The sequence below is a fragment of the Pseudomonas putida genome (assembly GCF_004357765.1).
Taxonomy (GTDB): domain Bacteria; phylum Pseudomonadota; class Gammaproteobacteria; order Pseudomonadales; family Pseudomonadaceae; genus Aquipseudomonas; species Aquipseudomonas putida_U.
On record NZ_SMTE01000009.1, the window covers coordinates 66,646 to 90,967 of the forward strand.

At 62.0% G+C, this 24,322-nt stretch carries 21 protein-coding genes; 11 read left to right on the forward strand and 10 right to left on the reverse strand.

Going from position 1 to position 24,322, the window contains the following annotated elements; translation table 11 throughout:
- Positions 1-23: 23 nt before the first annotated feature.
- The 4 genes from pstB to E2H86_RS14845 all read left to right on the forward strand — a co-directional run bounded on the left by pstB (position 24) and on the right by E2H86_RS14845 (position 3,208).
- Positions 24-809 carry a phosphate ABC transporter ATP-binding protein PstB gene (pstB, locus tag E2H86_RS14830; protein WP_409977294.1) on the forward strand — a complete coding sequence of 262 codons (786 nt, stop codon included), beginning with the start codon at positions 24-26 and terminating at the stop codon, positions 807-809.
- Between the two features lie 51 nt (positions 810-860).
- Positions 861-1,559 (forward strand): hypothetical protein, encoded by a 699-nt coding sequence (locus E2H86_RS14835; protein ID WP_133329071.1) that lies wholly within the window; start codon positions 861-863, stop codon positions 1,557-1,559.
- An 86-nt stretch (positions 1,560-1,645) separates the two neighbouring features.
- The gene (locus E2H86_RS14840; RefSeq protein WP_243744068.1) at positions 1,646-2,173 is read left to right on the forward strand and encodes a hypothetical protein; all 528 of its coding nucleotides are present in this window, start codon (positions 1,646-1,648) and stop codon (positions 2,171-2,173) included.
- A 96-nt stretch (positions 2,174-2,269) separates the two neighbouring features.
- Positions 2,270-3,208 (forward strand): LysR family transcriptional regulator, encoded by a 939-nt coding sequence (locus E2H86_RS14845; protein WP_133329075.1) that lies wholly within the window; start codon positions 2,270-2,272, stop codon positions 3,206-3,208.
- On the opposite strand, the gene E2H86_RS14850 is transcribed toward E2H86_RS14845, so the two are convergent.
- Positions 3,185-4,315: a porin gene (locus E2H86_RS14850; protein WP_133329077.1), complete on the reverse strand. Its 1,131-nt coding sequence runs from the start codon at positions 4,313-4,315 to the stop codon at positions 3,185-3,187. The genes E2H86_RS14845 and E2H86_RS14850 overlap by 24 nt on opposite strands.
- A 373-nt stretch (positions 4,316-4,688) precedes the next feature.
- Between E2H86_RS14850 and E2H86_RS14855 the strand changes: the two genes are divergently transcribed.
- Both E2H86_RS14855 and E2H86_RS14860 read left to right on the forward strand, forming a co-directional pair.
- Positions 4,689-5,990, forward strand: a complete 1,302-nt coding sequence (locus E2H86_RS14855) for an MFS transporter (protein ID WP_207955636.1) — start codon at positions 4,689-4,691, stop codon at positions 5,988-5,990.
- Position 5,991: 1 nt separating this feature from the next.
- On the forward strand, positions 5,992-7,176 hold the full coding sequence (locus E2H86_RS14860) for a M20 aminoacylase family protein (protein WP_133329079.1): 1,185 nt from the start codon (positions 5,992-5,994) through the stop codon (positions 7,174-7,176).
- 71 nt (positions 7,177-7,247) lie between these two features.
- Here E2H86_RS14860 and E2H86_RS14865 read toward each other — a convergent pair whose 3' ends face one another.
- The 7 genes from E2H86_RS14865 to E2H86_RS14895 all read right to left on the reverse strand — a co-directional run bounded on the left by E2H86_RS14865 (position 7,248) and on the right by E2H86_RS14895 (position 16,196).
- A complete protein-coding gene (locus tag E2H86_RS14865) occupies positions 7,248-9,332 on the reverse strand; it encodes a TonB-dependent siderophore receptor (RefSeq protein WP_133329450.1) in 2,085 nt (694 codons plus the stop codon).
- A 175-nt stretch (positions 9,333-9,507) separates the two neighbouring features.
- Positions 9,508-10,980, reverse strand: a complete 1,473-nt coding sequence (locus tag E2H86_RS14870) for an MFS transporter (RefSeq protein ID WP_133329081.1) — start codon at positions 10,978-10,980, stop codon at positions 9,508-9,510.
- Positions 10,981-11,111: 131 nt separating this feature from the next.
- A complete protein-coding gene (locus E2H86_RS14875) occupies positions 11,112-12,437 on the reverse strand; it encodes an OprD family porin (protein WP_133329083.1) in 1,326 nt (441 codons plus the stop codon).
- A gap of 69 nt (positions 12,438-12,506) precedes the next feature.
- The gene (locus tag E2H86_RS14880) at positions 12,507-12,905 is read right to left on the reverse strand and encodes a PPC domain-containing DNA-binding protein (RefSeq protein ID WP_133329085.1); all 399 of its coding nucleotides are present in this window, start codon (positions 12,903-12,905) and stop codon (positions 12,507-12,509) included.
- The gene (locus E2H86_RS14885) at positions 12,902-13,453 is read right to left on the reverse strand and encodes a hypothetical protein (protein ID WP_133329087.1); all 552 of its coding nucleotides are present in this window, start codon (positions 13,451-13,453) and stop codon (positions 12,902-12,904) included. Before E2H86_RS14885 ends, E2H86_RS14880 begins: the two co-directional genes overlap by 4 nt.
- Entirely contained in the window at positions 13,450-15,030 is a 1,581-nt protein-coding gene (locus tag E2H86_RS14890) for an acyl-CoA synthetase (protein WP_133329089.1), read from the reverse strand. The genes E2H86_RS14885 and E2H86_RS14890 overlap by 4 nt, the downstream gene beginning before the upstream one ends.
- The gene (locus tag E2H86_RS14895; protein WP_133329091.1) at positions 15,027-16,196 is read right to left on the reverse strand and encodes an acetyl-CoA acetyltransferase; all 1,170 of its coding nucleotides are present in this window, start codon (positions 16,194-16,196) and stop codon (positions 15,027-15,029) included. Before E2H86_RS14895 ends, E2H86_RS14890 begins: the two co-directional genes overlap by 4 nt.
- A 391-nt stretch (positions 16,197-16,587) precedes the next feature.
- Between E2H86_RS14895 and E2H86_RS14900 the strand changes: the two genes are divergently transcribed.
- From E2H86_RS14900 to E2H86_RS14910, 3 genes are read left to right on the forward strand one after another with little or no spacing between them, the layout of a single operon-like run.
- Positions 16,588-17,619, forward strand: a complete 1,032-nt coding sequence (locus tag E2H86_RS14900; protein WP_133329093.1) for a TRAP transporter substrate-binding protein — start codon at positions 16,588-16,590, stop codon at positions 17,617-17,619.
- Positions 17,616-19,499 (forward strand): TRAP transporter large permease, encoded by a 1,884-nt coding sequence (locus tag E2H86_RS14905; RefSeq protein WP_133329095.1) that lies wholly within the window; start codon positions 17,616-17,618, stop codon positions 19,497-19,499. The genes E2H86_RS14900 and E2H86_RS14905 overlap by 4 nt, the downstream gene beginning before the upstream one ends.
- A gap of 12 nt (positions 19,500-19,511) precedes the next feature.
- Positions 19,512-20,303, forward strand: coding sequence for an SDR family NAD(P)-dependent oxidoreductase (locus E2H86_RS14910; RefSeq protein ID WP_133329097.1), 792 nt, complete (start codon positions 19,512-19,514; stop codon positions 20,301-20,303).
- An 87-nt stretch (positions 20,304-20,390) separates the two neighbouring features.
- On the opposite strand, the gene E2H86_RS14915 is transcribed toward E2H86_RS14910, so the two are convergent.
- Positions 20,391-21,314, reverse strand: coding sequence for a LysR family transcriptional regulator (locus tag E2H86_RS14915; protein ID WP_133329099.1), 924 nt, complete (start codon positions 21,312-21,314; stop codon positions 20,391-20,393).
- A gap of 159 nt (positions 21,315-21,473) precedes the next feature.
- Here E2H86_RS14915 and E2H86_RS14920 point away from each other — a divergent pair, with 159 nt between their 5' ends.
- Together E2H86_RS14920 and E2H86_RS14925 are read left to right on the forward strand one after the other, a co-directional pair.
- A complete protein-coding gene (locus E2H86_RS14920; protein ID WP_133329101.1) occupies positions 21,474-22,520 on the forward strand; it encodes a sigma-54-dependent Fis family transcriptional regulator in 1,047 nt (348 codons plus the stop codon).
- 82 nt (positions 22,521-22,602) lie between these two features.
- The gene (locus tag E2H86_RS14925; protein WP_133329103.1) at positions 22,603-23,385 is read left to right on the forward strand and encodes an SDR family NAD(P)-dependent oxidoreductase; all 783 of its coding nucleotides are present in this window, start codon (positions 22,603-22,605) and stop codon (positions 23,383-23,385) included.
- Positions 23,386-23,500: 115 nt separating this feature from the next.
- On the opposite strand, the gene E2H86_RS14930 is transcribed toward E2H86_RS14925, so the two are convergent.
- Positions 23,501-24,322, reverse strand: coding sequence for a helix-turn-helix domain-containing protein (locus E2H86_RS14930; protein ID WP_133329105.1), 822 nt, complete (start codon positions 24,320-24,322; stop codon positions 23,501-23,503).

A 24,322-nucleotide genomic window follows, 5' to 3' on the forward strand; every position in this document is an offset into this window, starting at 1 on the left:
CCACTGCGCACCGCGCCGCTCCGATGGTCAACCAATCGCCCGTGGTCATGGACTGCAAGCTGGACAAGATCTTCTACGGCAACTTCATGGCCGTGCGCGATAGCCATGTGCCGATCGAGAAGAACAAGATCACCGGCTTCATCGGTCCGTCGGGCTGTGGCAAGAGCACCGTGCTGCGCAGCCTCAACCGCATGAATGACCTGGTGAAGGGCTTCCGTTTCGAGGGCCATGTGCACTTTCTCGGCCAGGACGTCTATGGCAAGGGCGTCGATCCGGTCGTGGTGCGCCGCTACATCGGCATGGTGTTTCAGCAGCCGAACCCGTTCTCCATGAGCATCTTCGACAACGTCGCCTTCGGCCTGCGTCTGAATCGTTACAAGGGTGATCTGGGCGACCGCGTAAAGCACGCCCTGCAAGGTGCTGCGCTGTGGGACGAGGTCAAGGACAAGCTCAAGGTCAGCGGCCTGTCGCTGTCCGGTGGCCAGCAGCAGCGGCTGTGTATCGCCCGCGCCATCGCCACCGAACCGGAAGTGCTGTTGCTCGACGAGCCATGCTCGGCACTCGATCCGATCGCTACCCGCCGTGTCGAAGAACTGATGGTCGAGCTGAAAAAGGATTACACCATCGCCTTGGTGACCCACAACATGCAGCAGGCGATCCGTGTCGCCGACACCACCGCGTTCTTCTCGGTCGACATTTCCCAGGGGACCCGTACCGGTTACCTGGTCGAGATGGGCGAGACCCGGCAGATTTTCGAGAACCCTCGCGAGCAACTGACCAGCGATTACATCAGCGGTAAATTCAGCTGAGCCGGGAGCCACTCGGATCGCTTTACTTTCCAGTCTGTGTCGGGATCACCCATGCCTGCAACGCGTCGTCTTGATCTGTCTGCGGTAGAACGCGCACTGCGTGAGGTGCAGAACCGTTTCGCCGAGCTCAGCCGGCACTTCACCGAGCCGCGTGACCCGTTCACCGATGAGGTGTTGCTGAATGTGGTCGAAGGCTATGCCCTCATAGACGACTACGTAGCGCGGGGCATCGACCTGTTCGAGCTGCAGCAGGTCAACCTGATGCTCGAACTCAATGCCACGGTACTGTGCGGTCGAGATCCGCGACGCCGGCGGGAGTTCGCCCAGCATCTGGCCGCCACCGAGGCGCACTTCTTCAACAACGTCGAGGGCGGCATCAAGGACTTGTACAACTGGTATTGCTCGTATCGGAGTGATTCGGTATGGAAGCGGGCTGCGGGCGTCTATGTGCGGATTCTGAGCAAACCTCAGCTGTTCATCGAGGGCAACAACCGCACCGGCTCGCTCATCGTCAGCTATTTGCTGATGCGTGCCGGTCTGCCGCCGTTCGTGCTGTCGCTGGACAACGCCGAAGGCTACTTCAATCCTTCCTCGGTGATTCGCAACTCCGCCAAGCATGGCGTCAAGGCCCTTTACGAGTTGCCCAAGATCAAGAAAAAATACGCGGCCTTTCTGGAAGCGCAGGCGCCTGACGCCAGGGCGTTCTTCCTCGGCGCTACACCACAGGCTATCTATCAGGGGAGCCACTGATGGCCCGCTATCCGATGCTCAATCAATGGCGACTTTGTATCCAGCAGGGATGGCGAACGCTGGTCCGCGCCTTTACCCGGCCAAAGATGCGCATTTCGTTCGATATCGACGACACGCTCGCCTGCCTGCCGGAACACAGCGCCGCCGAGGACAGCAAATTGCCTGCTTTCGTCCACCGTTGGTTGGGCGAGCCCCTGCGGGCAGGCACCCGTTCGCTGATACGCGACCTGCGCCGCCAGGGTTGCAGTGTCTGGATCTATACCTCGTCCGGGCGCACCCCGGCCTATATCCGGCGTTGGCTGATGCTCTACGGCATTCGTGTCGATGGCGTGGTCAACAGCGATCGCCATCAGCACGCGCTGAACGCGCAAGGCTTCTCGAAGGGGCCGTCGAAGTACCCGCCGGCGTTCGATATCGACTTGCACGTCGATGACTCCGAGGGTGTGCGCATCGAAGGCCACGATCACGGTTTTCGCGTGGTCGTCGTGTGCCCCAAGGACGAACGCTGGGCCCAGCAGGTGTTGGACGCTGCGATGAGTGTCCAGCAGACCTTGGCCTGGCAGCAGCCGCAGCGTCATGGCAGGCCAATACCCCAGCAGGCGTTGACGTCCTGATCGGCTTGGCGATTTTTTCTCGCCGCCAAACCTCGTTTTTGCAGTTTAATGGGCTCGCAGCAGCGAACCGAACCGCAAACAACAAGGTACAAACGGTTGAAACTTCACCAACTCAAGGCGCTGGTCGCCATTCATCATGCAGGCAGCATCCTTGAGGCCTCCAAACAGTTGCACATCACCCAGCCCGCGCTGAGCCGTTCGATCAAGGACCTGGAGCGCGAGGTGGGGTTCGCCCTGCTGCAGCGCTCGCACAAGGGCATGGCTCTGACCGAGGAGGGCAAGCGGGTGATCCGTCATGCCAACCTGGTGGTCGAGAGCATCCGCCGCCTGCAGATAGAGGCGGCGAATATCCAGGACGCGGCGCTCGGCGCAGTGTCGATCGGGGTCACTTCGTTGACGGCGATGCTCGACGGTGTCGATGAAAGCATTCTGGCCTTTCGGCGCAAATATCCGCGGGTGAAGATCACCATCACCGACCTTCGTCCCAGTCAGATCCTGCAACGCCTGCGCGACGGCAGCCTGGATTTCGCCATCACCTCGCAGCAGCCGTTGAGCCGTCTGAACCTGGACTGGGAGGCGTTGGGGAGCATCAAGGGGCGGGTGATTTGCCATGCGTCCAATCAGCAGAAGTTTTCCCAGTCGCTGCGCACGTTGCAGTACGCGAACTGGATCAGCCTGGACGAATTGTCCGACCAGGCATCACAGTTTCACCAACTGTTCGAGGTCAATGGTCTGCGGGTGCCCCAGCACACCATCGAATGCACGTCGGTGATGATGGCGCTCAAGTTATTGAAGAACACCGAATCGTTGATGACCATCAGTGAACTGGCCGTGGACCGGGGCTTCACGTTCGGCGTCGATTGCGAGTATGCGGCCATGCCGGTGCAGGAGCTGATTCCGGACTATCCCATCAACCTCGTCTGCATCGACCGTCACAGCCTCACCGCGCCCGCCCAGGAGTTGTTCCACAGCCTGCGCGGGCAGGTGCTCAAGCAAGTCCACCCAGTCACATCAGAAGTGGTAGTACATACCTAGTGCAATGTTGCTGGGGTCGTCACCGACCTGATCCACAGGCGTGCCGGCGTAGGTGACCGACGAGGCCCGCTGATTGGCGATCATGCCAAGGCGTCCATAGACGGCCCAGCGCGAGGTGAAGAAATGGTCGTAGCCGACCATCACGCCGAAGGCGTCTTTGTCGCGCGCCGTGACCTTTCGTTGCATCACGGCCAGGCGCATCACGTCGCGTTCGCCCGCTGGCGCCATCAGGCCGAAGGTGTACAGCGTGGTACTTGGGGTTCCCGCCTGGTCGACGTCCTGACGTTGCCAGGTGAGGCTGGCGGCCAACGGACCGAAGTCGTAGAACGCCGACAGGCTCTTGTAGTGGTTGGCGGTCTGACGCGAATCGCCGTCGTCGTCCCATGGGTCGCTGTAGTACAGGTTGTAGGAGGCCAACAGCATCACCCGGCTGTTGCGGTATTGCAGGCGCATGCCTCCACCGCGCAGCGTGCGGCCCTGGCTGGCGACATCGTCGAAGCCGAAGCTCAGCGCGGTGCCGATGCTGAAGCCGTTGAGGTTCGGGCTGGTATACGCCAGGGTATGTTTCGGGCGCATGTCCAGGTAGTAGGCGCCTTTGCCGGCGGCGGGCAGGGCCAGGTAGGTGTAGGGCGAACCGTAGACCGCCAGGAACGGGTCGGCGTAGGTGGGAGTGCCCATGCCGTAGGTCTTGCCAAGCTCAAGCTTGCCCAGGGTCCGCGAGCGCAGGGCCACGGTCGCCAGGCGCAGGCTGCCGATACTGTCCCAGGTTGCGTCAAGGGCCTTGCCATTGAGGTTGAAACCTTCCTCCACATCCAGCTCGACGACGGTATCCGGGGTCAGCCCCTTGCGCGCATACAAACCGATCTTGTTGGTCCAGGCGCCTCCGCCGGCCAGTCGATAACCCGAGTGGTGTTGCGAGTCGTGATAACTGGCGAACGCGTCCACGGTCCCATAGATCTTCAGCTTGTCGTCGAAACCTGAGTCGATCCCGTAATAACCAAAACCCGGTGCGATCCGACCGAGGGTCGGAAAGCCTTCAGCCTGTGCCTGCGCGGCAAGGCAAGCCCCTTGGATCATCAACAGCAACGACGTAGTGCGAGTGTTCATTCACGACTCCAGGCCAGCACGGTGATGTGGTGGCTGTAGCGTCGGTGAAGAGAACGTTGCAGTGTGATTGCTTATTCGGCCATGCCATGCCGTTTGGTTAATCGAGATGCCGCGAGCCGTTCTGATTGGCGCCAACGTCTGCTGTAGAACGGTTGTACGACTGCTTCCAGGTCAGGCTTCGGATGCGGAGCCGTGGGCACTTCTGGGGCATCGCCTGCGACCAAGGCAATCTGTGCGCCAGCTCAGGGCAGATCGGCCAGCGACAGCTCCGGTCAATTAACCACTGGTTAACTGCATGCCGAAACTGCAAGTGTGTTGGGGGGACGATTGGTCGATAGTCGTTGCACGCCGTGATTTGCCATCGGAGATAACAATGACCAGACCGCTACCCGCACCGCCAATCATGCAGACATGCTCGGATTCAGCCGCGCAGGCATCTTCTTCCCGTAGAACCCTGATTGCCTGCTCGCTGGGCAATGCGCTGGAAATGTACGACTTCACGATCTACAGCTTTTTCGCGGTGTTGATCGGCAAGCATTTCTTCCCCTCCGAGTCGGCGATGGCTTCGTTGTTGATGTCGCTGGCCACCTTCGGTGTCGGCTTCCTCATGCGCCCGGTCGGTGCGATGGTCATCGGTCGTTACGCTGACCGGCGGGGGCGCAAGGCGGCTTTGAGCCTGACCATCGGGCTGATGACCCTGGGTACCGCGTTGATCGCCTTTGCCCCTACATACTCGCAGATCGGGATTTGCGCGACGCTGCTGTTGGTGGTCGGGCGCCTGATCCAAGGCATGTCGGCAGGCGGGGAAATCGGCACCGCGTCGGTATTTTTGATGGAGTCGAGCTCGACGCGCAATCGCTGCCAGAGCGTCAGTTGGCAGGCCGCCAGCCAGGGCTACGCGGCCTTGGTTGGGGCAGGTTTCGGCTTTGCCCTGAGCCAGCTCCTCGAGCCTGCTTCCCTGGAAAGCTGGGGATGGCGGATACCGTTCATTTTTGGGCTGTTGATCGGACCGGTCGGTTGGTACATCCGCACCCGCTTACCGGAAACCCATGAGGCAGGGGCGGCGCACAAGGCCGAGAAGGGCCTGGACCCTGTACTGCTCAAACGCATCGCTCAAGGCATCGGTCTGATGGCCAGTTCGACCATCGGCATGTACCTGTTCGTCTTTTACATGCCGACTTACCTGACCACCGCCTTGCACTATCCAGCGGGCAGCGCCATGGCGATCGCCTGCGTCAGCAGCGCCTGCATGGCGATCATCTGCCCGTTGGCGGGCCGGTTCGCCGACAAATACCAACTCAGGAAGCGCTTGCTGGTGTGGACGGTGGCTACGCCGATGGTGCTGATCCTGCCGGTATTCCATCTGCTCGGGCAGGTGCAGCACCTGGGCTTGGCGATGATGTGCGTCGCCGTGCTGATCCTCCCGACCTGCATCGGTGCCGGTGCGTTCTTCGCGCTGATCATGGAAGGCTTTCCGAAAGCCCAGCGTTCCTTCGGCACATCGGTCAGCTACAGCCTGGGCGTGACGATCTTCGGTGGTTTCTCGCCGCTGGTCGCCACCTGGCTGATCTCTGCGCTAGGCACTCCCTTGGCGCCAGCCTACTTCCTGGTGGCCGGCGGCATCGTCAGCCTGGCTTGCCTCAATGCTTTCCCAGAAAACAAAGGATGCGCGTGACATGGGTACTTTCCAGAGCAATCAACCGCGGCCTGCAGCAGAAGAACTGGACGCTTTCGTTGCGATCCGGCGGCAGATTCATGCCGCCCCGGAGTTGGGGGGCGATACCCCTGAGACCGCGGCACTGGTAGCCGAGAAGCTTCAGGATTGGGGCTACGAGGTCCATCGCGAGGTCGGCGGGCATGGTGTGGTAGGCGTCTTGAAGGTGGGCGACGGTCCGCGCAGCATTGGTCTGCGCGCTGACATGGACGCATTGCCCATGAGCGAGAAGAACCGCTTCGAGCATGCCAGCAAGATCCCCGGTCGCATGCATGCCTGCGGCCATGACGGGCATACCGCGATCCTCTTGGCTGCAGCCGCGCAACTGGCGGCAACGCGCAATTTCAACGGCACGCTGAACGTTATTTTCCAGCCGGATGAAGAGGGCCTGGCCGGCGCCAAGGCGATGATCGACGACGACCTGTTCGAGCGCTTTCCGTGCGATTCGGTATATGCGCTGCACAACATGCCTGGCTTGCCCGTGGGGACCTGCGTGGTGCAAGCCGGGCCGACGATGGCTTCGAGCGAGCGCGTCAGCATCCGTATCACCGGCAAGGGCGGGCACGGTGCGATGCCAGAACTGTCGGTCGATCCGGTCATGGCCTTGAACAGCCTGATCAGTGGTATCCAGACCATCAAGTCGCGCAACTTGAGCGTGGAGGAGTACGCGGTCATCAGCATCGGCATGATCCAGGCCGGTACCGTGTACAACATCATTCCCGATGAGGCCTGCATGCTGCTGAGCGTGCGTACCGATACCAGCGAAACCCAGCAGAAGATCAACAGTCGTATCGAGGCGCTGGTCAAAGGTCACGCGGAAAGCTTCGGTGTGACCATCGATGTCCAGTTCACCCAGCTTGCGCCAGCGCTGTGCAACAGCGAGCACGAAAGCGCGTTGCTGCGCGAGAGTCTGCGTCCGCTGTTCGCCGACGGCGCATTGTTGGACAAGATGCCGAAGAAGGTCATGGGCACCGAGGACTTCGCCTACATGCTGCAAGCACGACCGGGTTGCTACTTCATGCTCGGCAACGGCACGGGCGAGTTCCATGGTTGCTCGGTGCACAACCCTCACTATGACTTCAACGATGCATTGGTGAAGATCGGCGCCGAGTGCTGGGTGAAGTGGGTGCAGGACTACCTGGGCTAACGCTGGCGAGGAGGGCGCGGGGCGGGGGAGGCGGGTTCGTCAGGCCCGTCCCGAGCAGCCCCAGGCGGGGATCAGTACCTCCAGGTCACCGAGGCCGTGAGGTTACGCGGCGCGCCGTAGCTGGCGGTGGTGGCATTGTTGTACAGCGACAGCAGGTACTTGCGATCGGTGACGTTGTTCAGGTTCAGCGACGTGCTCCAGTTGCTGTCGATGTCGTAGCTGGTCATCAGGTCCACCAGGCCGTAGGCATTCTGGTGGATGGCGCTGTTGTCGTCGTTCTCCACCTTGGTCTGCCAGCTGAGGCGGGCGCCGACCTTCATCTGCGGCAGGGCCGGCAGGCGGTAGGTGAGCATGCCGCGCAAGGCGTGGCTCGGCACGTATTTGCGCGCACGATCGCCGTCGTCATTGTCGATGCGGACATAGGTATAGCCGGCCATCAGGTCCAGGCCTGGCATCACTTCGCCCGTGGCCTGCAGTTCGACGCCGTGGCTCTTGAACTCGTCGGCGGTATAGGCCTGGCGACCGGCTACCATGCCCGCATCCACGGCGACGTTGCGTTGTTCGGTCTTGAACAGTGCTGCGGTTACGTGCAAGCGTGAGTCCATGACGCTGCCCTTGAGGCCGACTTCCATACTCTTGCCTTCCAACGGATCGAGCAGCTTGCCGGAGGCGTCCGACAGGTTGAATTGCGGGTTGTAGATCTTGGTCCAGCTGCCATACACGCTCCAGGCGTCGTTCAGGTCATAGACCAGTCCGGTATAGGGCGTGACCTTGCCGTGCTCGCGGGTGGAGCGTTCGGAGCCATAGCTGTCACCTTTCCCGTCGGCACTGAGCAGACGTGCGCCGGCGATCCAGTGCAGGTCGTCGGTGAGGCTGAAGCGGGTCGCTGCGAACACGCTCTTCTGAGTATCTTGGAAATTCTGCGACAGCGATGCGTCGTTGGCCGTGAACGATGGCATAGGCGTTTTGCCTGCCAGAATGTCCGACCATGAAGTCTCGAAGTAGCTGAAGTGCGCCAGGTCCTCGTCATACTCTTTAAGTTTCTGATGGGTTCGCCCGTACGCAGCCCCCAATGTCAGTTGATGCTCGCGACCGAACAAGCTGAACGGACCTTGCAACTTGGCCTCGCCCAGCAACTGGTGCGCCTCGCTGCTTGTATGGTTGGCATAGGCGCCGGCAACGTCACCGTCGACCGACCCTACATAGAGCATGTTGGTAGTCTGCTTCTCCTGCACGCCAGTCGCCGTGAGGGTGGCGTTCCAATCGTTGCCGAAGTCGTGCTTGAGCTCGACGAAGGCTCGCTGGGTGTGCAGGTTCCAGTACGTCCACGGCTGGCCGATGTTGCTGCTGCGGCTGCTGTAGTGGATGGCGTTGCCGGCGCTGTCGACCAGTGGCAGGTTGCCCCAGGTGCTGCCGTTGGAGTCGCTGTTGTGCTGGGAGAAGCCGACGGTCACGGTGTCGGTGTCGGTCACGTCGAAAGCCAACAGGCCGGCGACGATGTTGCGCTCGTGGCTGTAGCGGTCCATCCACGAGTTGCCTTTGTCGTGGGCATAGATGAAGCGGCCGCGGACATTGCCGCTGTCGGTCAACGGGCCGGAAAGATCGACGTCGACGCGGCGGTTGTCCCACGAGCCGACACTGGTATTGACCTGGGCCTGGAACGTCTCGGTAGGGCGTTTGCGCACGAAGTTGACCGTGGCGGACGGGTTGGCGGCACCGCTCATCAAACCATTGGCGCCGTGCAGGATATCGATCTGCTCATATTCGGCCAGGTCCAGTTCGCCCACCAGCACGGTGCCGACGAAGGGCATGCCCATGCCGTCGAATTCGAAGGTGTTGATGTCGAAACCGCGCGAGGTGAATTCGGTGCGGTCCGATTCGGTCTGTTCGACGGTCACCGACGGCGCGGAGCGCAGAGCCTCTTTGATGCCGTTGATCTTGAAGTCGTCCAGCTGCTGGCGGGTGAGGGTGGTGACCGCCTGGGGCGTCTGCTTGTCGGTCAGGCCCAGCTTGGTGGTGGTGGAGGATGCCTGGCCCTCGTATCCCTGACTGACACCGTCGATGCTTTCGTGGGTACTGACGATCTCGGTGGCGGGTAGCGTCAGGTCGTCGGCGGCATGAACACTGGGCAAGGCGCTGCACGCGCCGACCAGCAGGAGACTGGCAGGGAAGTGACGTTTCAAAGAAAAGATCCTACGGCGAAATGGACTTTGATGCATTTGATAATCTGAATGAGAATCTACATCAAAGGCATCTAGCAATTCGACATTTTTTTCACATTTCGTTACATCCGCTGAGAGGGTGGGCTCGCCGAGGCCGAGAGGCGCTCAGTTATTCGCAGACTTGTGAAAGTGGCCGGGCCACCTCCTCGAGCGATCTGCGCTCAGCCGACACACCCCAGACCGCCTGGGTCAGCGCGGCGACGATCATCAACATTGCCCCGATCAGGTATCCATACCAGACATTGGTGCGTTCGCCGGTCTCGATCAGCGCGCCGAACAAGGTTGGCCCGATCAGACCACCCAGACCGGTGCCGAAGGCGTAGAACACAGCGATGGCGAGCGCGCGGATTTCCAGCGGGAACGTCTCGGCCACCGTGAGATAGGCCGAGCTCGCAGCGGCGGAGGCGAAGAAAAAGATCACCATCCAGGCCAGGGTCTGCTGGGTGACGTCGATCATGTCTTGCTGGAACAGGTAGCCGCTGATCGTCAGCAGCACACCTGCGATCAGGTAGGTCGAGCTGATCATGATCCGTCGGCCGATGACGTCGAACAGGCGGCCAAGTATCAGGGGGCCACAGAAGTTCCCCAGGGCGAAGGGCAGGACGTACCAGCCCACCTGAGCCGACGGGACCTGGTAGAAATCGGTCAACACCAGGGCGTAGGTGAAAAAGATGGCGTTATAGAAAAACGCCTGGGCGGTCAGCAACGCAAGACCCACCAGCGCCCGCTGGCGATGCTCGACGAACAGGCTGTGCACCACCTCGCGCAGCGGCGTGTGGTTGCGGGTGCGCAGGCGCAGGGGTGGGGCCTGCAGGGACGGTATCTCGATACCGCGCTCGTGGTAATGACGCTCGATGTCGGCGACGATACGCTCGGCTTCTTCGGGCTGGTTGTGGATCATCAGCCAGCGCGGGCTCTCTGGTATCCACAGGCGCATCAGCAGGATCACCAGGCCCAACAGCGCACCGATGCCGAAGCACAGCCGCCAACCCAGTTCTCCACCCGCCACGTCCGGGTCGAGCAGCACCACTGCGCCTACGGCACCGAGTGCCGCGCCGATCCAGAACGTGCCGTTGATGGTCAGATCGACCCAGCCCCGGTAGCGTGCCGGGGTGAATTCCTGGATGGTCGAGTTGATCGCGGTGTATTCGCCGCCGATACCGGCGCCGGTGAGAAAGCGAAATACCAGGAAGCTCCACAGGTTCCAGGAAAACGCCGTGGCCGCCGTGGCACCGATGTACAGCGCCAGGGTGATGAAGAACAGCTTGCGCCGCCCGAGGCGGTCGGTGAGCCAGCCGAACAGCAGTGCACCGAGCACCGCGCCGGCGATGTAGCTGGCGCCGGCCAGGCCGATCTCGGTATTGCTCATGGCCAGGGCCGGGCTGTCCTTGAGGGCGCCGGACACCGACCCAGCCAAAGTGACCTCGAGCCCGTCGAGTAGCCAGGTGATACCGAGCGCCACCACCAACAACGTGTGAAAACGCGTCCACGGCAAACGGTCGAGGCGGGCGGGGATGTCGGTGCTGTAGAAACCTTCCCGCGCTGAGGCACCGCTGCAGGACTGCAAGGCTTGGGTCGTCATGGCAGCTCCTTGGTTGACGTAGGCGCGGTGCCATGTGGAGTGGGCCTCAGGCGGGAAGGTTCAGTCATCGATGATCAGTGGCAGTACCATCTACGAGATCGATGACGGTGCATGTGCTCGAGTGCCTGCGATCACAGCAGAGGTATCGAGTAACTCACCGTCAGTCGATTCTGATCCTGATTCCATTCGCTCGGCACCCCGCTGCGCAGCATGGCGTTGCGCCAACTGAAGCCCAGCCCTTTGAACGTCCCGCTCTGTACGACGTAGTCCAGGGCGATGTCACGCTCCCATTCCTTCTCGTCGCCCCCCGAGGCCATGCGTATATTTGTCCCTTTCAGGTAGGTCAACGATGCTACCAGGCCCGGCACGCCCAGCGCGGCGAAGTTATAGGTGTACTGGCCAAAGGTGGTGCGCTCGCCCGCGCGGGTGAAACTGGTCGCCAGTCGATCGGTGAACAGGTAGATACTCGAACCGGCTGCGCCTTCGCCCGTATTGCCCTGGTTCAACTGGACAAAGTTGCCGCTGTTGGATACCCGCTGATGGCCCAGCAGAAATGCATGGCCGCCGATAGCGTAGGTGAAGATGGCGCTCCAGGTATCGTTGTCGATCTTGCCAGGCGTGTCGCCAAGGCCACTCACCTGGTAGCCGGCCGCCCGACCGCTGGCCGAGTCGTTGCGCCCGTCGGCATCGGTCTTGAAATATCGCAGGTCGGTGGTCAGCGATTGGTCGTCAGCCAGCGCCCAGGTGTGCACCAGCCCGGCGAAGTGTTGCACGTAGTAGTCCTGCAACTGGGCCGCGTAATACTGCAGTTTGAGGTCGCGGGTCATTTGGTAATCCGCACCGGCGAAGATGAATTGGTTGCTCTCGCGGCTGCCGCCAGCCACTGCGAGCCCGGACCGGTTGCTCGAGCCGCGACCGGTGGAGTGCTCCAAGCGTCCGCCGGTAAGGGTCAGGCCGTCGATCTCTTTGGAGGTGATCATGCCGCCTTCGAAGGTCTGGGGTAGCAGGCGACCATCGTTGGCCACCAGTATCGGCAACTTCGGTAGCAAGGTGCCGTAGCGAGCTTCTGTTTTCGAGAAGCGCAGCTTCCCGGTCAGGCCCAGCCTGCTCCATTCGTCAACGGCACTTCCATCGCTTTCGTCGGGGATCATCGAGCTGCCGCGGTGGTTACCGGCGCCGCCGTCCAGGCGCACGCCCAGCATGCCAAGGGCGTCGACACCAAAACCAAAGGTGCCTTCGGTGAAGCCGGACTTGTAGTCGAGCACGAAACCTTGGGCCCACTCTGCCGTCTTGCTCTGACCGGCCGCGCCGGGGCGATCACGGAAGTCGTTGTTGAAGTAGTAGTTGCGCAGATTGAGGTTGGCTTTGCCGTCCTCGACGAAGGCGGCCTGGGCAGTAGGAGGTATGCAGGCGCTGGCAGTGAGCAGGTACAGGTATGCACGTGGCTTTCTTGTCATTGTTTTAGTCCTGAGTACGAATGGGCGCCCGAGACATCAGGGCGCAAAGGGTGTGGTACTAGCGGTGCATCAGTCGGGCAGCCATTCCTGCAAGGTCAACTCGACGGTGATGAACGAGAGGTTGCGGCCGCGCTGCAGGCGGCCGGCGAAAATGTTGCCAGCGGCGTCGGCCAGTACGGCCTGCAGGCGACTCTGTCCAGTGATGACCTCGCCGCTGAGGCTGAGGATCTCGATGCCTGGACCGGGTACGTGGATATCCTGCATGCCTTGGCGGCCCAGGTAGTGCAATTGGCCATCGATCAGGCTGCCGAGGCCGCCACGGACCACGGCGCAAGTGATGCCATGGCTGGCGCAAAGCGCTTCGGCACTGTCGATGATGTCTTCGTTGGGCTTTATTCGGGCGATCACCAGGCGGCCCAGCTGGCCACGCTGCACCTGGGAGTCGGAGGTATGTGGATCGAGGGTCATGAGGCCTCCTTGAGCACGGGGTGCAGCAGGTTGAACTGGGTTTCGGCGTCGGGTTGCGCCTCGAAGGCCACCCGGTCGAACAGGCACAGGCGGATCACCAGCGGCTCATTGCCGACGATCAGTCGGTTGAGCACCAGGTGACCGCCATGCTGCTGTCCGTCGCGGTCGATGAAGCCTGCATGGCAGTGCAGCAGGGGGGCGCCGCTGGCATCCCGGCCGACGGTGAGGGCTCCACTGATGAAAGTGATGTAGCCGTCCAGCACCACCGGTTGGCCGTAATCGTAGGGGCGCTGACGATCGCTGGTGGTGACCATGCGGTGATAGCTCAGGTGCGCCGCTGCGCCACAGAGGATGCGTCCCACCGCGCTCTGGTAGTTGCAATCGCGCAGTACCGCGAGCAGGCCTTCGGCGACGTTGCAGGCCAGCGGCAACTCGATGCGCAACTCCTGGCTGCGCGCCACTTCGCAGTCGAGCAGGCGCGGCTGCTGCGCCAGCCCTGCGTGGATGAAATGGCGAACGCCATCCCGGGTTTCGAAGTGGGGCGTCATGCGGGCTGCTCCTGGCCCGCTTCGAGCAGTGCGCGGATGTGCTTCTTGACGATCTTGCCGTAGCCGGACTTGGGCATGTCGTGCCAGCGGACGAAGCGCTTGGGCCACTTGTAGCGAGCCAGGCGCGGCTCGAGATGGGCCAGCAGCTGTTCGTCGCTGACCTCGAAGGTGGTGACGATCACTGCGCAGCCGGATTCACCCCATTTCTCGTCGGGCATGCCTAACACCGCCACCTCGTTGACCGCCGGATGGGTCAGCAGTGCCTCCTCGATTTCCCGCGGGTATACGTTGGAACCACCAGAGATGTACATGTCCGAGGCGCGGCCCGTGATGAAAAGGTAGCCCTGCTCGTCGACGTGGCCGAGGTCCCCGGTGTGGAACCAACCGTGGCGGAAGCATGCAGCGTTCGCTTCGGGGTTGTCGTAGTAACCGGCGAATACCGCTGGACCCCGAACGCATATTTCACCGTCGCTGCCAGGGGGCAGTTCGCTGCCGTGTTCATCGAGTATTGCCACCTGCATGCCCGTTCGTGGATAGCCACAGGATCCGACCTTGGCGTGCGGGCCGTCGTGTTCTTCATGACAGTCAGCGGGCAGCACGGTGATGTTGCCAGTCACCTCGCCCAAGCCGTAGTACTGCACCAGCACCTTGCCCAAGGTGCGCAGGGCGTGGCACTGGTCAGCACGGTACATGGGCGCGCCGGCATAGATCACATAGCGCAGACTGCTGTGATCGTAACGGTCTACCGCCGGGTTTTCGGTGAGCATCTTGACGATGGTCGGCACGGTAAACAGGTTGTCGACACGATGCTCCTGCACTAACCGCCAGGCCTCGTCGCAATCAAGCCGCTCGCTGGTTGGAAGGACGCAGGCCGCACCGCGAGCGACATTGACCAGGGCATGGATACCGGCACCATGGGACAGAGGAGCGAGTACCAGCGAGCGGGATTGCGGACTCAGGCCGGGCATCAGGTCGGCCAGGTGATTGTTGACCACGAAGGCCATCTGCCCGTGGGTCAGCACACCGGCCTTGGGGTGGCCGGTAGTGCCCGAGGTGTAGAAGAACCATAAAGGATCGTGGTAGCTCACTTCGGCAGGTCTGAAAGCAGCCTGTAGCGGCGCACCTTCATCCAACAGCGCATCGTAAGCCAACTCGCCGCTTCGCGCGGTGCCGATGGAGATGACCATCTGCAAGGCGGGCGAAGCCTCGCGCACTGCGTCGGCATAATGGCCGAACCCCTCGTCATACAGCATCGCCACCGCGCCACTGGAGCTACCCAGATAGGCGGCTTCCGGTGCCGTGATGCGGACATTGGTCGGCACCCAGACCACGCCAAGACGGAAGGCCACCCAGGCGCTCTCGAACAACTGCAGGTTGTTGCGCGCATGTACCAGTAACCGGTCGCCCTTGTTAAGGCCCCGAGTGCGCAAAGCAGCGGCAACGCTGTCGACTCTGCGCAGCAAATCGCTCCATGAGACGTGCTGCTCACCCCGGATGAAACCGGGTAGATGGGGCAGACGGCGGGCCACTTGGGCCAACAACTCGCCCAGATTCATGACGTTGTCGATTCCGGTCATCGCGCAGCCTCCAGGATGCTCACGTAGTTGGTGACGGCTGCGCCGCCCATGTTGAAGACGCCGGCACGATCGGCACGCGACAGTTGCATGTCGCCGGCCTGACCGCTGAGCTGCATAGCGGCCATTACGTGCATCGACACGCCAGTGGCGCCAATCGGATGGCCTTTGGATTTGAGCCCGCCGGATGGGTTGATTGGCAGGCGGCCATCTTTGTGGCTCACGCCCTCGGCGATAACCCGAGCGCCCTGGCCGCGTTCAGCCAGGCCCATGGCCTCGTACTCCAGCAGTTCGGCGATGGTGAAGCAGTCGTGGGTTTCCACCAACGACAGGTCATTGAGAGTCAAGCCTGCCTCGCGCAGCGCTTGCTGCCATGCGCGGGCCGCGCCTTCGAACACCGTGGGATCGCGGCGCGACAGCGGCAGGTAGTCGTTGACCTGTACCGCCGCGCGAAAACGCACCGCGCAGCCCCTGCCGTTGCGCTGGTCGGCTCTGCTGATCACCAATGCCGCAGCGCCATCGCTGATCAGCGAGCAGTCGCTGCGCTTCAAAGGGCCGGCGACGAAGGGATTTTTTTCCGAGGGAGTGCGGCAGAACTCGAACCCCACATCGCGGCGCATGTGCGCGTAAGGGTTGAGGGCGCCATTGGCGTGGTTCTTGGCAGCGATCATCGCAAGTGCGTCGGACTGATCTCCGTAGCGCTCGAAATAGGCGCTGGCGATGGTGCCGAACACACCGGCGAAGCCGCTTTGGATCTCCGCTTCCTCACGGGCGTAGCAGCATTTGAGCAGGATCTTGCCGACTTCGGCGGTGGGCAGGCTGTTCATTTTTTCGAAGCCGACCACCAACGCATGTCGCGATTGGCCGCTGAGCACTGCCTGAAGAGCCGAGTGGATGGCTGCGGAGCCGGTTGAGCAAGCGTTTTCCAATCGCACTGCGGGGGTAAAACGCAGGGCGGGGATATGGTTGGCAAGTAGTGTGGAAGGGAAATCCTGGTACAGGAACCCCGCGTTGAAATGGCCAACATGCACGGAGTCGACTTGTTCCGGATCGAGCCGGGCATGCGCCAGTGCGCCGATTGCTGCGTCGGCCATCATCCGCTCGGGGTCGACGTCGGGAAACTTGCCGAAAGGGGCATGGTGCCAGCCGGTGATGAGGGGTGATTCCATGAGGTGAGTCCTCGCTCGATGGGTTTGCGAGGTCGATGGCAAGAACGGTGCCAGCCGGTCGACAAGGCGTCTGCGACGTGCTTTCGTGGCGCTTGGCGGTGGTTTCAGCAGGTAGCAGCGAGGTGCTACAGGTGTCGCCCTGAAGCCCTGAGCGACAGTTCCAGGAGACACCTGTTACAGACCAGGCCCTGGCAGTGTCCTTCCTTTCACACATCGATACATCGCTGCTCAATTGAGGGGGCCTTTGAATTCAAAGGGTTAGGGCCTGTTCAAGGTCTTTGCAAGCATCGCTTGGCCCAGCTCGGCCAGGGTGGCACCCCAATTGCTACGCCACTGTCACCATCGCCTTATCCCACTCGATCAATAAGAACAAATAGGTCAGGAGAGCTTCATGAGCGATTTCACCCGACGTTCCTTCATCAAGACGGCCTCCGTGGCCTCCGCCGCAGTCGCCGCTGCCGGCCTGGGCCTGTACAGCGGCAACAGCCGTGCTGCCGACTTCAAACTCAAGTACGCCAACAACCTGCCCATCAGCCACCCGATGAACGTGCGTGCTCGGGCCATGGCCAAGGCGATCAAAGAGGAAACCAACGGGGCGCTGACCGTGCAGGTGTTCCCCAGCAGTCAACTCGGGAGCGACACCGATACCCTGGCCCAGGTCCGTTCTGGCGCGGTGGACCTGTTCTCCCTCTCGCCGGTGATCCTTGGAACTCTGGTGCCATCGGTGCAGATCAGTGCCGTGGGCTTCGCCTTCAAGGACTATCAGCAGGTGTGGAGCGCCATGGACGGCGCGCTCGGTGAGCATGTGCGCGCTGAGATTGCCAAGACTGGCACGCTGTTCGCTTTCGACCGCATGTGGGACAACGGCTTCCGCGTCACGACCACCAGCACCCGGCCGGTAGCCAGCCCTGACGACTTGCGTGGCATGAAGCTGCGTGTGCCGCCCAGCCCGATCATCATGTCGATCTTCCGAGCCCTGGAGGCGGCGCCCACCAGCATCAACTTCGCCGAGGTCTATTCGGCGTTGCAGACGCGCATCGTCGAAGGCCAGGAAAATCCTATGACCCTGGTGTCCTCGGCCAAGCTGTATGAGGTGCAGAAGTACTGCTCATTGACCAACCATGTGTGGGACGGTTTCTGGATGCTTGGCAACAGTGCCTCGTTTGCCCGCCTGCCGGCGGACATGCAGGCTATCTTGCGCAAGCATATCGATGCTGCGGTGATGGGCCAACGAGAAGACCTCGCCAAGCTCGAAAGCACCACCCGCGACACCTTGAAAGGGCAGGGCCTGGAACTGGTGGAGGCGCCAGCCGAGGCTTTTCGCGACAAGCTGCGCAGCGCCAACTACTACGCCGACTGGCACGAGAAGTTCGGCGATCAGGCTTGGGCCATCCTCGAGCAGTACGCCGGGAAGCTGGCATGATGCGCGCGCCAGCGCTACCGGCCTCGACCGTTTCGCAGCGCCTGCCGGCCCGGGTGCTTATCTGCCTCAACAGCTGGGCCATGCGCTTGGTAGGGGGGCTCGCGGTCACCTTGATGGTGGTCGAAACCTTCGTCCTGCTGGCGGGGGTCATTTTCCGTTATGTGTTGCACAGCCCGCTGATCTGGTCCGATGAACTGGCATCGTCGCTGTTCATCTGGTTGGCGATGTTCGGCGCGGTGTTGGCCCTGGACCGTGGCGAGCACATGCGTATGTCAGCGCTGGTGAACAAGCTGCCAGACGCCTGGCGCGGCTTCAGCGAGACGCTCTCGGCGCTGATCGTCTGCCTGTTCGTGGCGATGATCATCTCGCCGGCCATGCAGCACTCCCATGAACAGATGTGGATCACCACGCCTGCACTGGGCATCCCGGATGGTCTGCGTGCGGCGGCCTTGCCGGTGGGAGCGGTGCTGATGCTGTTGGCGGCGGTGGCGCGTATGGCGCGCTACTCCACGGTTCGCCAGTTCATGGCCGGGTTGGTCGTGATCGGTGCAGTGGCGGCAGCATTGTGGCTGGCGCAGCCCCTACTGGCGGCCATGGGTAATTACAACCTGGTGGTGTTCTTCCTGGTGTTGCTCGGCGCCTGTGTCTTCGGCGGTATTCCCATTGCTTTCGCCTTCGGCACCGCGACCATGGCGTACCTGGCGTTGGCCACTCATGCGCCGTTGTCGATCGTGGTCGGGCGCATGGATGAAGGCATGTCGCACATGGTACTACTGGCTGTGCCACTGTTCGTGCTGTTGGGGGTGGTGCTGCAACTGTCGGGCATGGCACGCACGCTGATCGACTTCATGGCTTCCTTGTTGGGCCATGTGCGGGGTGGTCTGCAGTATGTGTTGCTGGGGGCGATGTTCCTGGTTTCCGGGATTTCCGGCTCCAAGGTCGCCGACATGGCCGCCGTGGCACCGGCATTGTTTCCTGAGATGAAACGGCGTGGCTCCAAACCCGAAGAGCTGGCGGCGCTGCTCTCGGCTACCGGGGCGATGACCGAAACCATTCCGCCCAGCCTGGTGCTGATCACCATCGGCGCGGTTTGCAGTGTGTCGATCACGGCACTGTTCATCGGCGGATTGATGCCGGCGGTGGTGGCGACACTGGCGATCGCGGTGGTGTGCTGGTGGCGCTCGCGCAAGGAGGAGGCGCCTAAGGTCGAACGAGCACCGTTGTCCCAGGTAGGCAAGACATTCTTGATCGCATTGCCAGCATTGGCCCTGCCGCTTCTGATTCGTGTCGCCGTGCTGGAAGGGGCCGCTACCGCCACCGAGGTCTCGACCATCGGTGTGGCCTACGTGGTCTTGGTCGGGCTGGTCATGCACCTGTTCATGCGCCATATAGAATGGCGCCGCCTCTATCCGATGCTGCTCGAAGCAGCGGCGCTGTCAGGGTCGATCCTGCTGATCATCGGTATGGCGTCGGCCATGGCCTGGGCGTTGACCCAATCGGGTTTCTCGCAGTCGTTGGTAGAGCTTATCGAAGACATTCCCGGCGGCGTCATCGGCTTCATGGTAGTGACCATCCTCACCTTCCTGATTCTAGGCAGTGTGCTCGAAGGCATTCCTGCCATCGTGCTGTTCGGCCCGTTGATGTTTCCCCTGGCAGAGATGCTAGGCATTCACCCGGTGCATTACGCCATGGTCGTGATCCTGGCCATGGGCGTAGGTCTGTTCGCACCGCCGCTGGGAGTAGGCTTCTACGCTGCCTGCGCCATCAGCAAGACCTCTTCCGATCATGTGATCCGGCGTGTCTGGGGTTACCTCGGTGCACTGCTGTTGGCGTTGGTGGTCGTTGCCTGTTTCCCATGGATTTCCATTGGTTTTCTCTGAGAGAGCACTTACATGAACCAAGCTGCGAGAACGACTCTGCCTGCATCCGCCCACGGACGTGTGGCATTGGTGACGGGAGCCGCGATGGGCATCGGTGCGGCTATCGCTGAGCGCCTGGGGCACGACGGCTACAAGGTGGTGGTGGCCGATATCAACCTCGGTGCTGCCCAGGAAATGGTGAGCAGTCTCCATACCCAGGGCATCGACGCTCTGGCCCTGGCCATCGACATTGGCGACTCGGTATCGATCAGCGCGCTGTTCGACACCTTGCGAGAACGCTATGGGCGCTGCGATGTGCTGGTAAACAATGCCGGTATCGCTCGCACCGAGCCTTTCCTCGATACCGAGCTGGAGGGCTGGCAGCGGCTGATGAACATCAACCTGACCGGCACCTTGCTGTGTAGCCAGCAAGCGGCGCAGTTGATGCGCGAGCAGGGCTGGGGACGGATCGTCAACGTTGCCTCTATCAGTGGCATGCGGGCCAGTATGGGGCGCACCGCCTATGGCACGTCGAAGGCGGCGGTGATCGGACTGACCCGGCAGATGGCCATAGAACTGGCCGAGTATGGCATCACCGTCAACGGTATCGCTCCAGGGCCGGTGGATACGCCCCTGACGCGTACGCTGCATTCGGCTGCGACCCGGGAATCGTATGCCCGCGCGGTGCCGCTGCGCCGGTATGGCACGCCGGCCGAGATGGCTGGGGCAGTGGCATTCCTCGCCTCGGAGGATGCAGCGTACATCAGTGGACACGTGATCCCGGTGGATGGTGGGTTCATGGCCTCGGGGATTCTGGAGATCTGACACGTACCTTGTGAGAGCGGCCCGCTGTTGCGAAAGGGTTGCTCTCAAGAACTGCATTCGTGCTGGAAAATGACGAGGGAGGAGGTTTCAATCTTCGATCAACCGCCTCGCTTCGTCTTCACGGGTTGCCTGCGCTCCGGCCTGCAGCGCCGTCTCGACAAAGGTGGCGATGCATGGGTTGTGGTTGTCGGCCTTCCACACCGCCACCACTTCTATCACCGGTGCCTCGCGCAAGGGCCGGAAGCTGGTACTGGCCAGGCGCATGTTGCGCATCGAGCGTGGCACCATGGCCACCCCCAGCCCCTCGCCGACCAAGTTGACGATGGTCTGCTGCATATTGATCTCAAGGCCGATGTTGGGCGTCACGCCGTGCTGCAGGCAGTAGTTGCAGATCATGTCGTGCAGGGCAGGGGCGATTCGCCTGGGCACGATGATGAAGGTCTCTCCCGCAAGTTCGCGAGGCTCCACCAGCGCCTGTCCGGCCAGTCGGTGACCGGGCGGTAGAGCCAGGGTCATTTCCTCCCGATACAACGTGACCGTCTCCAAGCCTGTGCAGTCCTGCGGGCGGTACATGATTGCCACATCCTTGTTGCCACTGCTGATGTCGTTAGCAAGGTCCAGCGGCAGTGTCTCGGTGAGCTTCAGGTTCACTTGAGGGTAGAGCGCTGCGTAGTGCCGGGTAATGGCCGGGGTGATGCTGTAGGCGGTCGACATCATGAATCCCACCGACAGCTCGCCGGCAGCACCTCGTGCTGCTGCCAGTGCATTGCGCTTGGCCTGCTCGAACGCAGTGAAAACCGTACCGGTGTCGAGGTAAAAGCGCTGACCGGCTTCGGTCAATTCGACCCGTCGGCGCGAACGATCGAACAGTTTGACTCCCAACTCTTCTTCCAGCAGCGCGATCTGCCGTGAAAGCGGCGGCTGAGAGATATGCAGCTTTTCGGCGGCACGTCCGAAGTGCAGGGTTTCGGCCAGGGTCCGGAAGTACTGAAGGTGGCGAAGTTCGATCATGATGCTCTCAAAGGTATCAGTCGATGCTTGATTATGTATTGGAAAATATAACTGCGCCTCCTTAATGTGACTCTGCAACACCCCTTCGGCCCCGGCTGCGCCACAAGCGCCGCCCGCCGGCATAGTCACAAGCTATAGAACAAGAAAAAGGTGACGCTAATGACCGTTTCGACTCATCCTGCTCATCCGAGCCTACCTGCCCTCTCCGAATGTGATATCGCCCATGACAGCGACCCGTTGGTGCGCCAGGCATTCCGCCGGGCGTTGCGTCTGATGGAGCGCGGTATCGCTGTCTTGATCCGCGGCGAAACCGGCACAGGCAAGGAGATCCTCGCGCGCGCCCTGCATGCCCATAGCCAGCGCCGGATGGCCGAGCTGGTGGCGCTCAACTGCGCCTCCATCCCCGAGACGCTGATCGAAAGCGAGTTGTTTGGCTATAGCCGGGGCGCCTTCTCCGGTGCGCTGCCGGGAGGAAAGAAGGGCAAGGTGCAGCAGGCTGATGGCGGCACGCTGTTTCTCGATGAAATCGGCGACATGCCGTTCGAGCAACAGACCCGCCTGTTGCGGGTGATCGCCGAGCGCGAAGTGACCCCATTGGGCGCGGAGCGAAGCGTGCCGGTGAACTTTGCCCTTGTGTGCGCCACTCACCAAGACTTGGCGGCACGGGTGGCCGAGGGCAGCTTCCGCGAAGATCTGTTCTATCGCATTGCCACGGGTGTGGTGCAGCTGCCGCCGCTGCGTGAGCGCAAGGACCGCGGTGAATTGCTATACAACATGGTCGCCTTCGAGTTGCCGGACTGTGATCCGCGACAGGTGTTGAGTGAAGTCTGGCCATTGCTGATGGCGCATCCATGGCCGGGCAATCTGCGCCAGATGCGGGCGGTGGTGCGCTATGCCTGCGCGGTGAAGGAAGGCTCACGCATTCAGCTCAGCGATCTACCACTCGACTTTCTCGATCAATGCGAACCCTTCCAGCGTGAGACTAGCCGGCGATTGCCTGCCACCATCACGCCGATTCGCCGCCAGGTACGACAGGGCGATGAGCGCGCAGACGTGCTCGACACCCTGCAGGCTTGTCGCTGGAACATGTCGGCCGCCGCTCGTGAGCTGGGCATATGCCGGCCTTCGCTGTACCGGATAATGCGCCGGCTGGATATCCCGCCGCTCAAGGAGCAACTGGCTCTCGGTGCCTACGGCACCGCCTGAGCTTTCTCTTTGCACATTCGAGCAACGCTCTCTGCGATCCAGAGGGTGCGCCTGGTTACGACCTTTCCAAGGGATGACGACAATGAGCAACACTGGCGTGCAAGCTGCACTGAACTTCACTTTGTCCGGGCGCACCGCACTGGTCACCGGCGCCGCTCGCGGCATTGGCCATGCCATCGCCGTGGCTCTGGGCCTTGGCGGCGCTCGCGTTGCCCTGTGCGATCTGGATCCTGAGGCTGCCGAACAGGCCGCGGCTCATTTGCGTGAGCACGGGGTCGAGGCGGTAGGCGTAGGTGCGGATGTGGCCGATGAGGCGCAGGTGAAAGCGATGCTCGATCAGGTCGAGGCGCAGTTGGGTGGCGTCGATATCCTGGTGAACAACGCGGGGATAGTGTCTACCGCTCCACTATTGGAGCTGACCACGGCGGAGTGGAATCGGGTGATGGCCATCGACGTGAACAGCGTGTTCTTCTGCGCGAAAGCGGTTTTGCCGGGCATGATGGCGCGGCGTAGCGGACGCATCATTAACATTGCCTCGGTAGCCGGCAAGCGCGGTGGCGGACTGTTGGGCAACAGTTGTTACGCGGCGGCCAAGGGTGCGGTCATAGCATTGACCAAGGGCCTGGCGCGCGAAGCTGGGCCTTACGCCATCACCGTTAACGCTGTGTCGCCGGCGCTGACCGACACTGAAATGACCCGTTCGTTGGCGCCCCAAGCCAGAGCCCAGGTCCTGGCGCAGATGCCGCTGGGGCGGGCCGGGACGCCTCGGGATATCGCTGCTGCGGTATGCTTCCTGGCGTCCGCCGAAGCCGGGTTCGTGACCGGAGAAATCATGGACGTCGATGGGGGGTTCATGCGCGATTGATTACCAAGCTTGTCGTCGCGTCCATGGAAACGGCCTGTTTGGCGTATTCGATGCCAGTCAGTGCATCACCAGCCCCAGCCACATCGCGCCAAGGATACGGCGCCGTGGCTGACATTCAAGGTGTCAAGCATGGTGCCTTCAGGGAGTCCTCGTGTGCAGACTCGCCACTACCTTGTTCGAGGGCAAGCAGCGCAGGCATGTCGAGAATCTCCACCAGCCTGCCGCGCAGGCTGACGATGCCAAGCGCGCGCAGCCGGGCCACCGACCGGCACACGGTTTCCAGGCGCAGGCCCAGGTACGACGCCATATCCTCGCGCGACATGCGCAGCAGGAAGCCGTGGGCCGAGTAGCCTCGGCTGACAAAGCGCCTGGACAGCCCGACCAGAAAGCTGGCCAGCCGCTGTTCGGCGGTGAGGTTGCAGAGCATCAGTACACGCTCGTGTTCGCGCACGATTTCCCGGCTCATCAGGCGATTCAGGCTCTGTTGCAGGACAGGAAAGTCGCGGGCCAGGGATTGCAAGCGGCGGTAGGGCACCGGGCAGACCTCGCTGTCTTCCAAGGCGATCGCATCGCAGACATGCCGCTCGGTGGCAATGGCGTCGAGGCCGAGCACGTCGCCAGGCATCCAGAAGTTGATTACCACACCTTGCCCTTCGGCGGTATTCAGGCTGGTTTTGAAACTGCCGCAGTGCACCGCGTAGAGCATGGTCAAGGGATCGTTGGCATTGAACAGTGCGGCGCCTTTGCGCACGCGCACGCGCGGTCCGATCAAGGCGCCCAGGCAGCTGTTGTCGTGTATCGGTAGTCCGGTAGGCAAGCACAGGCCGCTGACGCGGCAGTCTCTGCACAGGGCCGCCAGCGGTTTCAGGTGTATCGGCTTTGCCGCGCGGGATGCGGCGGGCTGTTCGAGGAGCGTGACCTTCAGTTGGCCAGTCAT

Excerpts from the sequence above, each read along its gene's own strand:
- pstB (WP_409977294.1), top strand. The coding sequence starts at position 24 with ATGGTCAACCAATCGCCCGTGGTCATGGACTGCAAGCTGGACAAGATC.
- E2H86_RS14835 (WP_133329071.1), top strand. The coding sequence starts at position 861 with ATGCCTGCAACGCGTCGTCTTGATCTGTCTGCGGTAGAACGCGCACTG.
- E2H86_RS14840 (WP_243744068.1), top strand. The coding sequence starts at position 1,646 with ATGCGCATTTCGTTCGATATCGACGACACGCTCGCCTGCCTGCCGGAA.
- E2H86_RS14850 (WP_133329077.1), bottom strand. The coding sequence starts at position 4,315 with ATGAACACTCGCACTACGTCGTTGCTGTTGATGATCCAAGGGGCTTGC.
- E2H86_RS14855 (WP_207955636.1), top strand. The coding sequence starts at position 4,689 with ATGACCAGACCGCTACCCGCACCGCCAATCATGCAGACATGCTCGGAT.
- E2H86_RS14860 (WP_133329079.1), top strand. The coding sequence starts at position 5,992 with ATGGGTACTTTCCAGAGCAATCAACCGCGGCCTGCAGCAGAAGAACTG.
- E2H86_RS14870 (WP_133329081.1), bottom strand. The coding sequence starts at position 10,980 with ATGACGACCCAAGCCTTGCAGTCCTGCAGCGGTGCCTCAGCGCGGGAA.
- E2H86_RS14875 (WP_133329083.1), bottom strand. The coding sequence starts at position 12,437 with ATGACAAGAAAGCCACGTGCATACCTGTACCTGCTCACTGCCAGCGCC.
- E2H86_RS14880 (WP_133329085.1), bottom strand. The coding sequence starts at position 12,905 with ATGACCCTCGATCCACATACCTCCGACTCCCAGGTGCAGCGTGGCCAG.
- E2H86_RS14885 (WP_133329087.1), bottom strand. The coding sequence starts at position 13,453 with ATGACGCCCCACTTCGAAACCCGGGATGGCGTTCGCCATTTCATCCAC.
- E2H86_RS14890 (WP_133329089.1), bottom strand. The coding sequence starts at position 15,030 with ATGACCGGAATCGACAACGTCATGAATCTGGGCGAGTTGTTGGCCCAA.
- E2H86_RS14895 (WP_133329091.1), bottom strand. The coding sequence starts at position 16,196 with ATGGAATCACCCCTCATCACCGGCTGGCACCATGCCCCTTTCGGCAAG.
- E2H86_RS14900 (WP_133329093.1), top strand. The coding sequence starts at position 16,588 with ATGAGCGATTTCACCCGACGTTCCTTCATCAAGACGGCCTCCGTGGCC.
- E2H86_RS14905 (WP_133329095.1), top strand. The coding sequence starts at position 17,616 with ATGATGCGCGCGCCAGCGCTACCGGCCTCGACCGTTTCGCAGCGCCTG.
- E2H86_RS14910 (WP_133329097.1), top strand. The coding sequence starts at position 19,512 with ATGAACCAAGCTGCGAGAACGACTCTGCCTGCATCCGCCCACGGACGT.
- E2H86_RS14915 (WP_133329099.1), bottom strand. The coding sequence starts at position 21,314 with ATGATCGAACTTCGCCACCTTCAGTACTTCCGGACCCTGGCCGAAACC.
- E2H86_RS14920 (WP_133329101.1), top strand. The coding sequence starts at position 21,474 with ATGACCGTTTCGACTCATCCTGCTCATCCGAGCCTACCTGCCCTCTCC.
- E2H86_RS14925 (WP_133329103.1), top strand. The coding sequence starts at position 22,603 with ATGAGCAACACTGGCGTGCAAGCTGCACTGAACTTCACTTTGTCCGGG.
- E2H86_RS14930 (WP_133329105.1), bottom strand. The coding sequence starts at position 24,322 with ATGACTGGCCAACTGAAGGTCACGCTCCTCGAACAGCCCGCCGCATCC.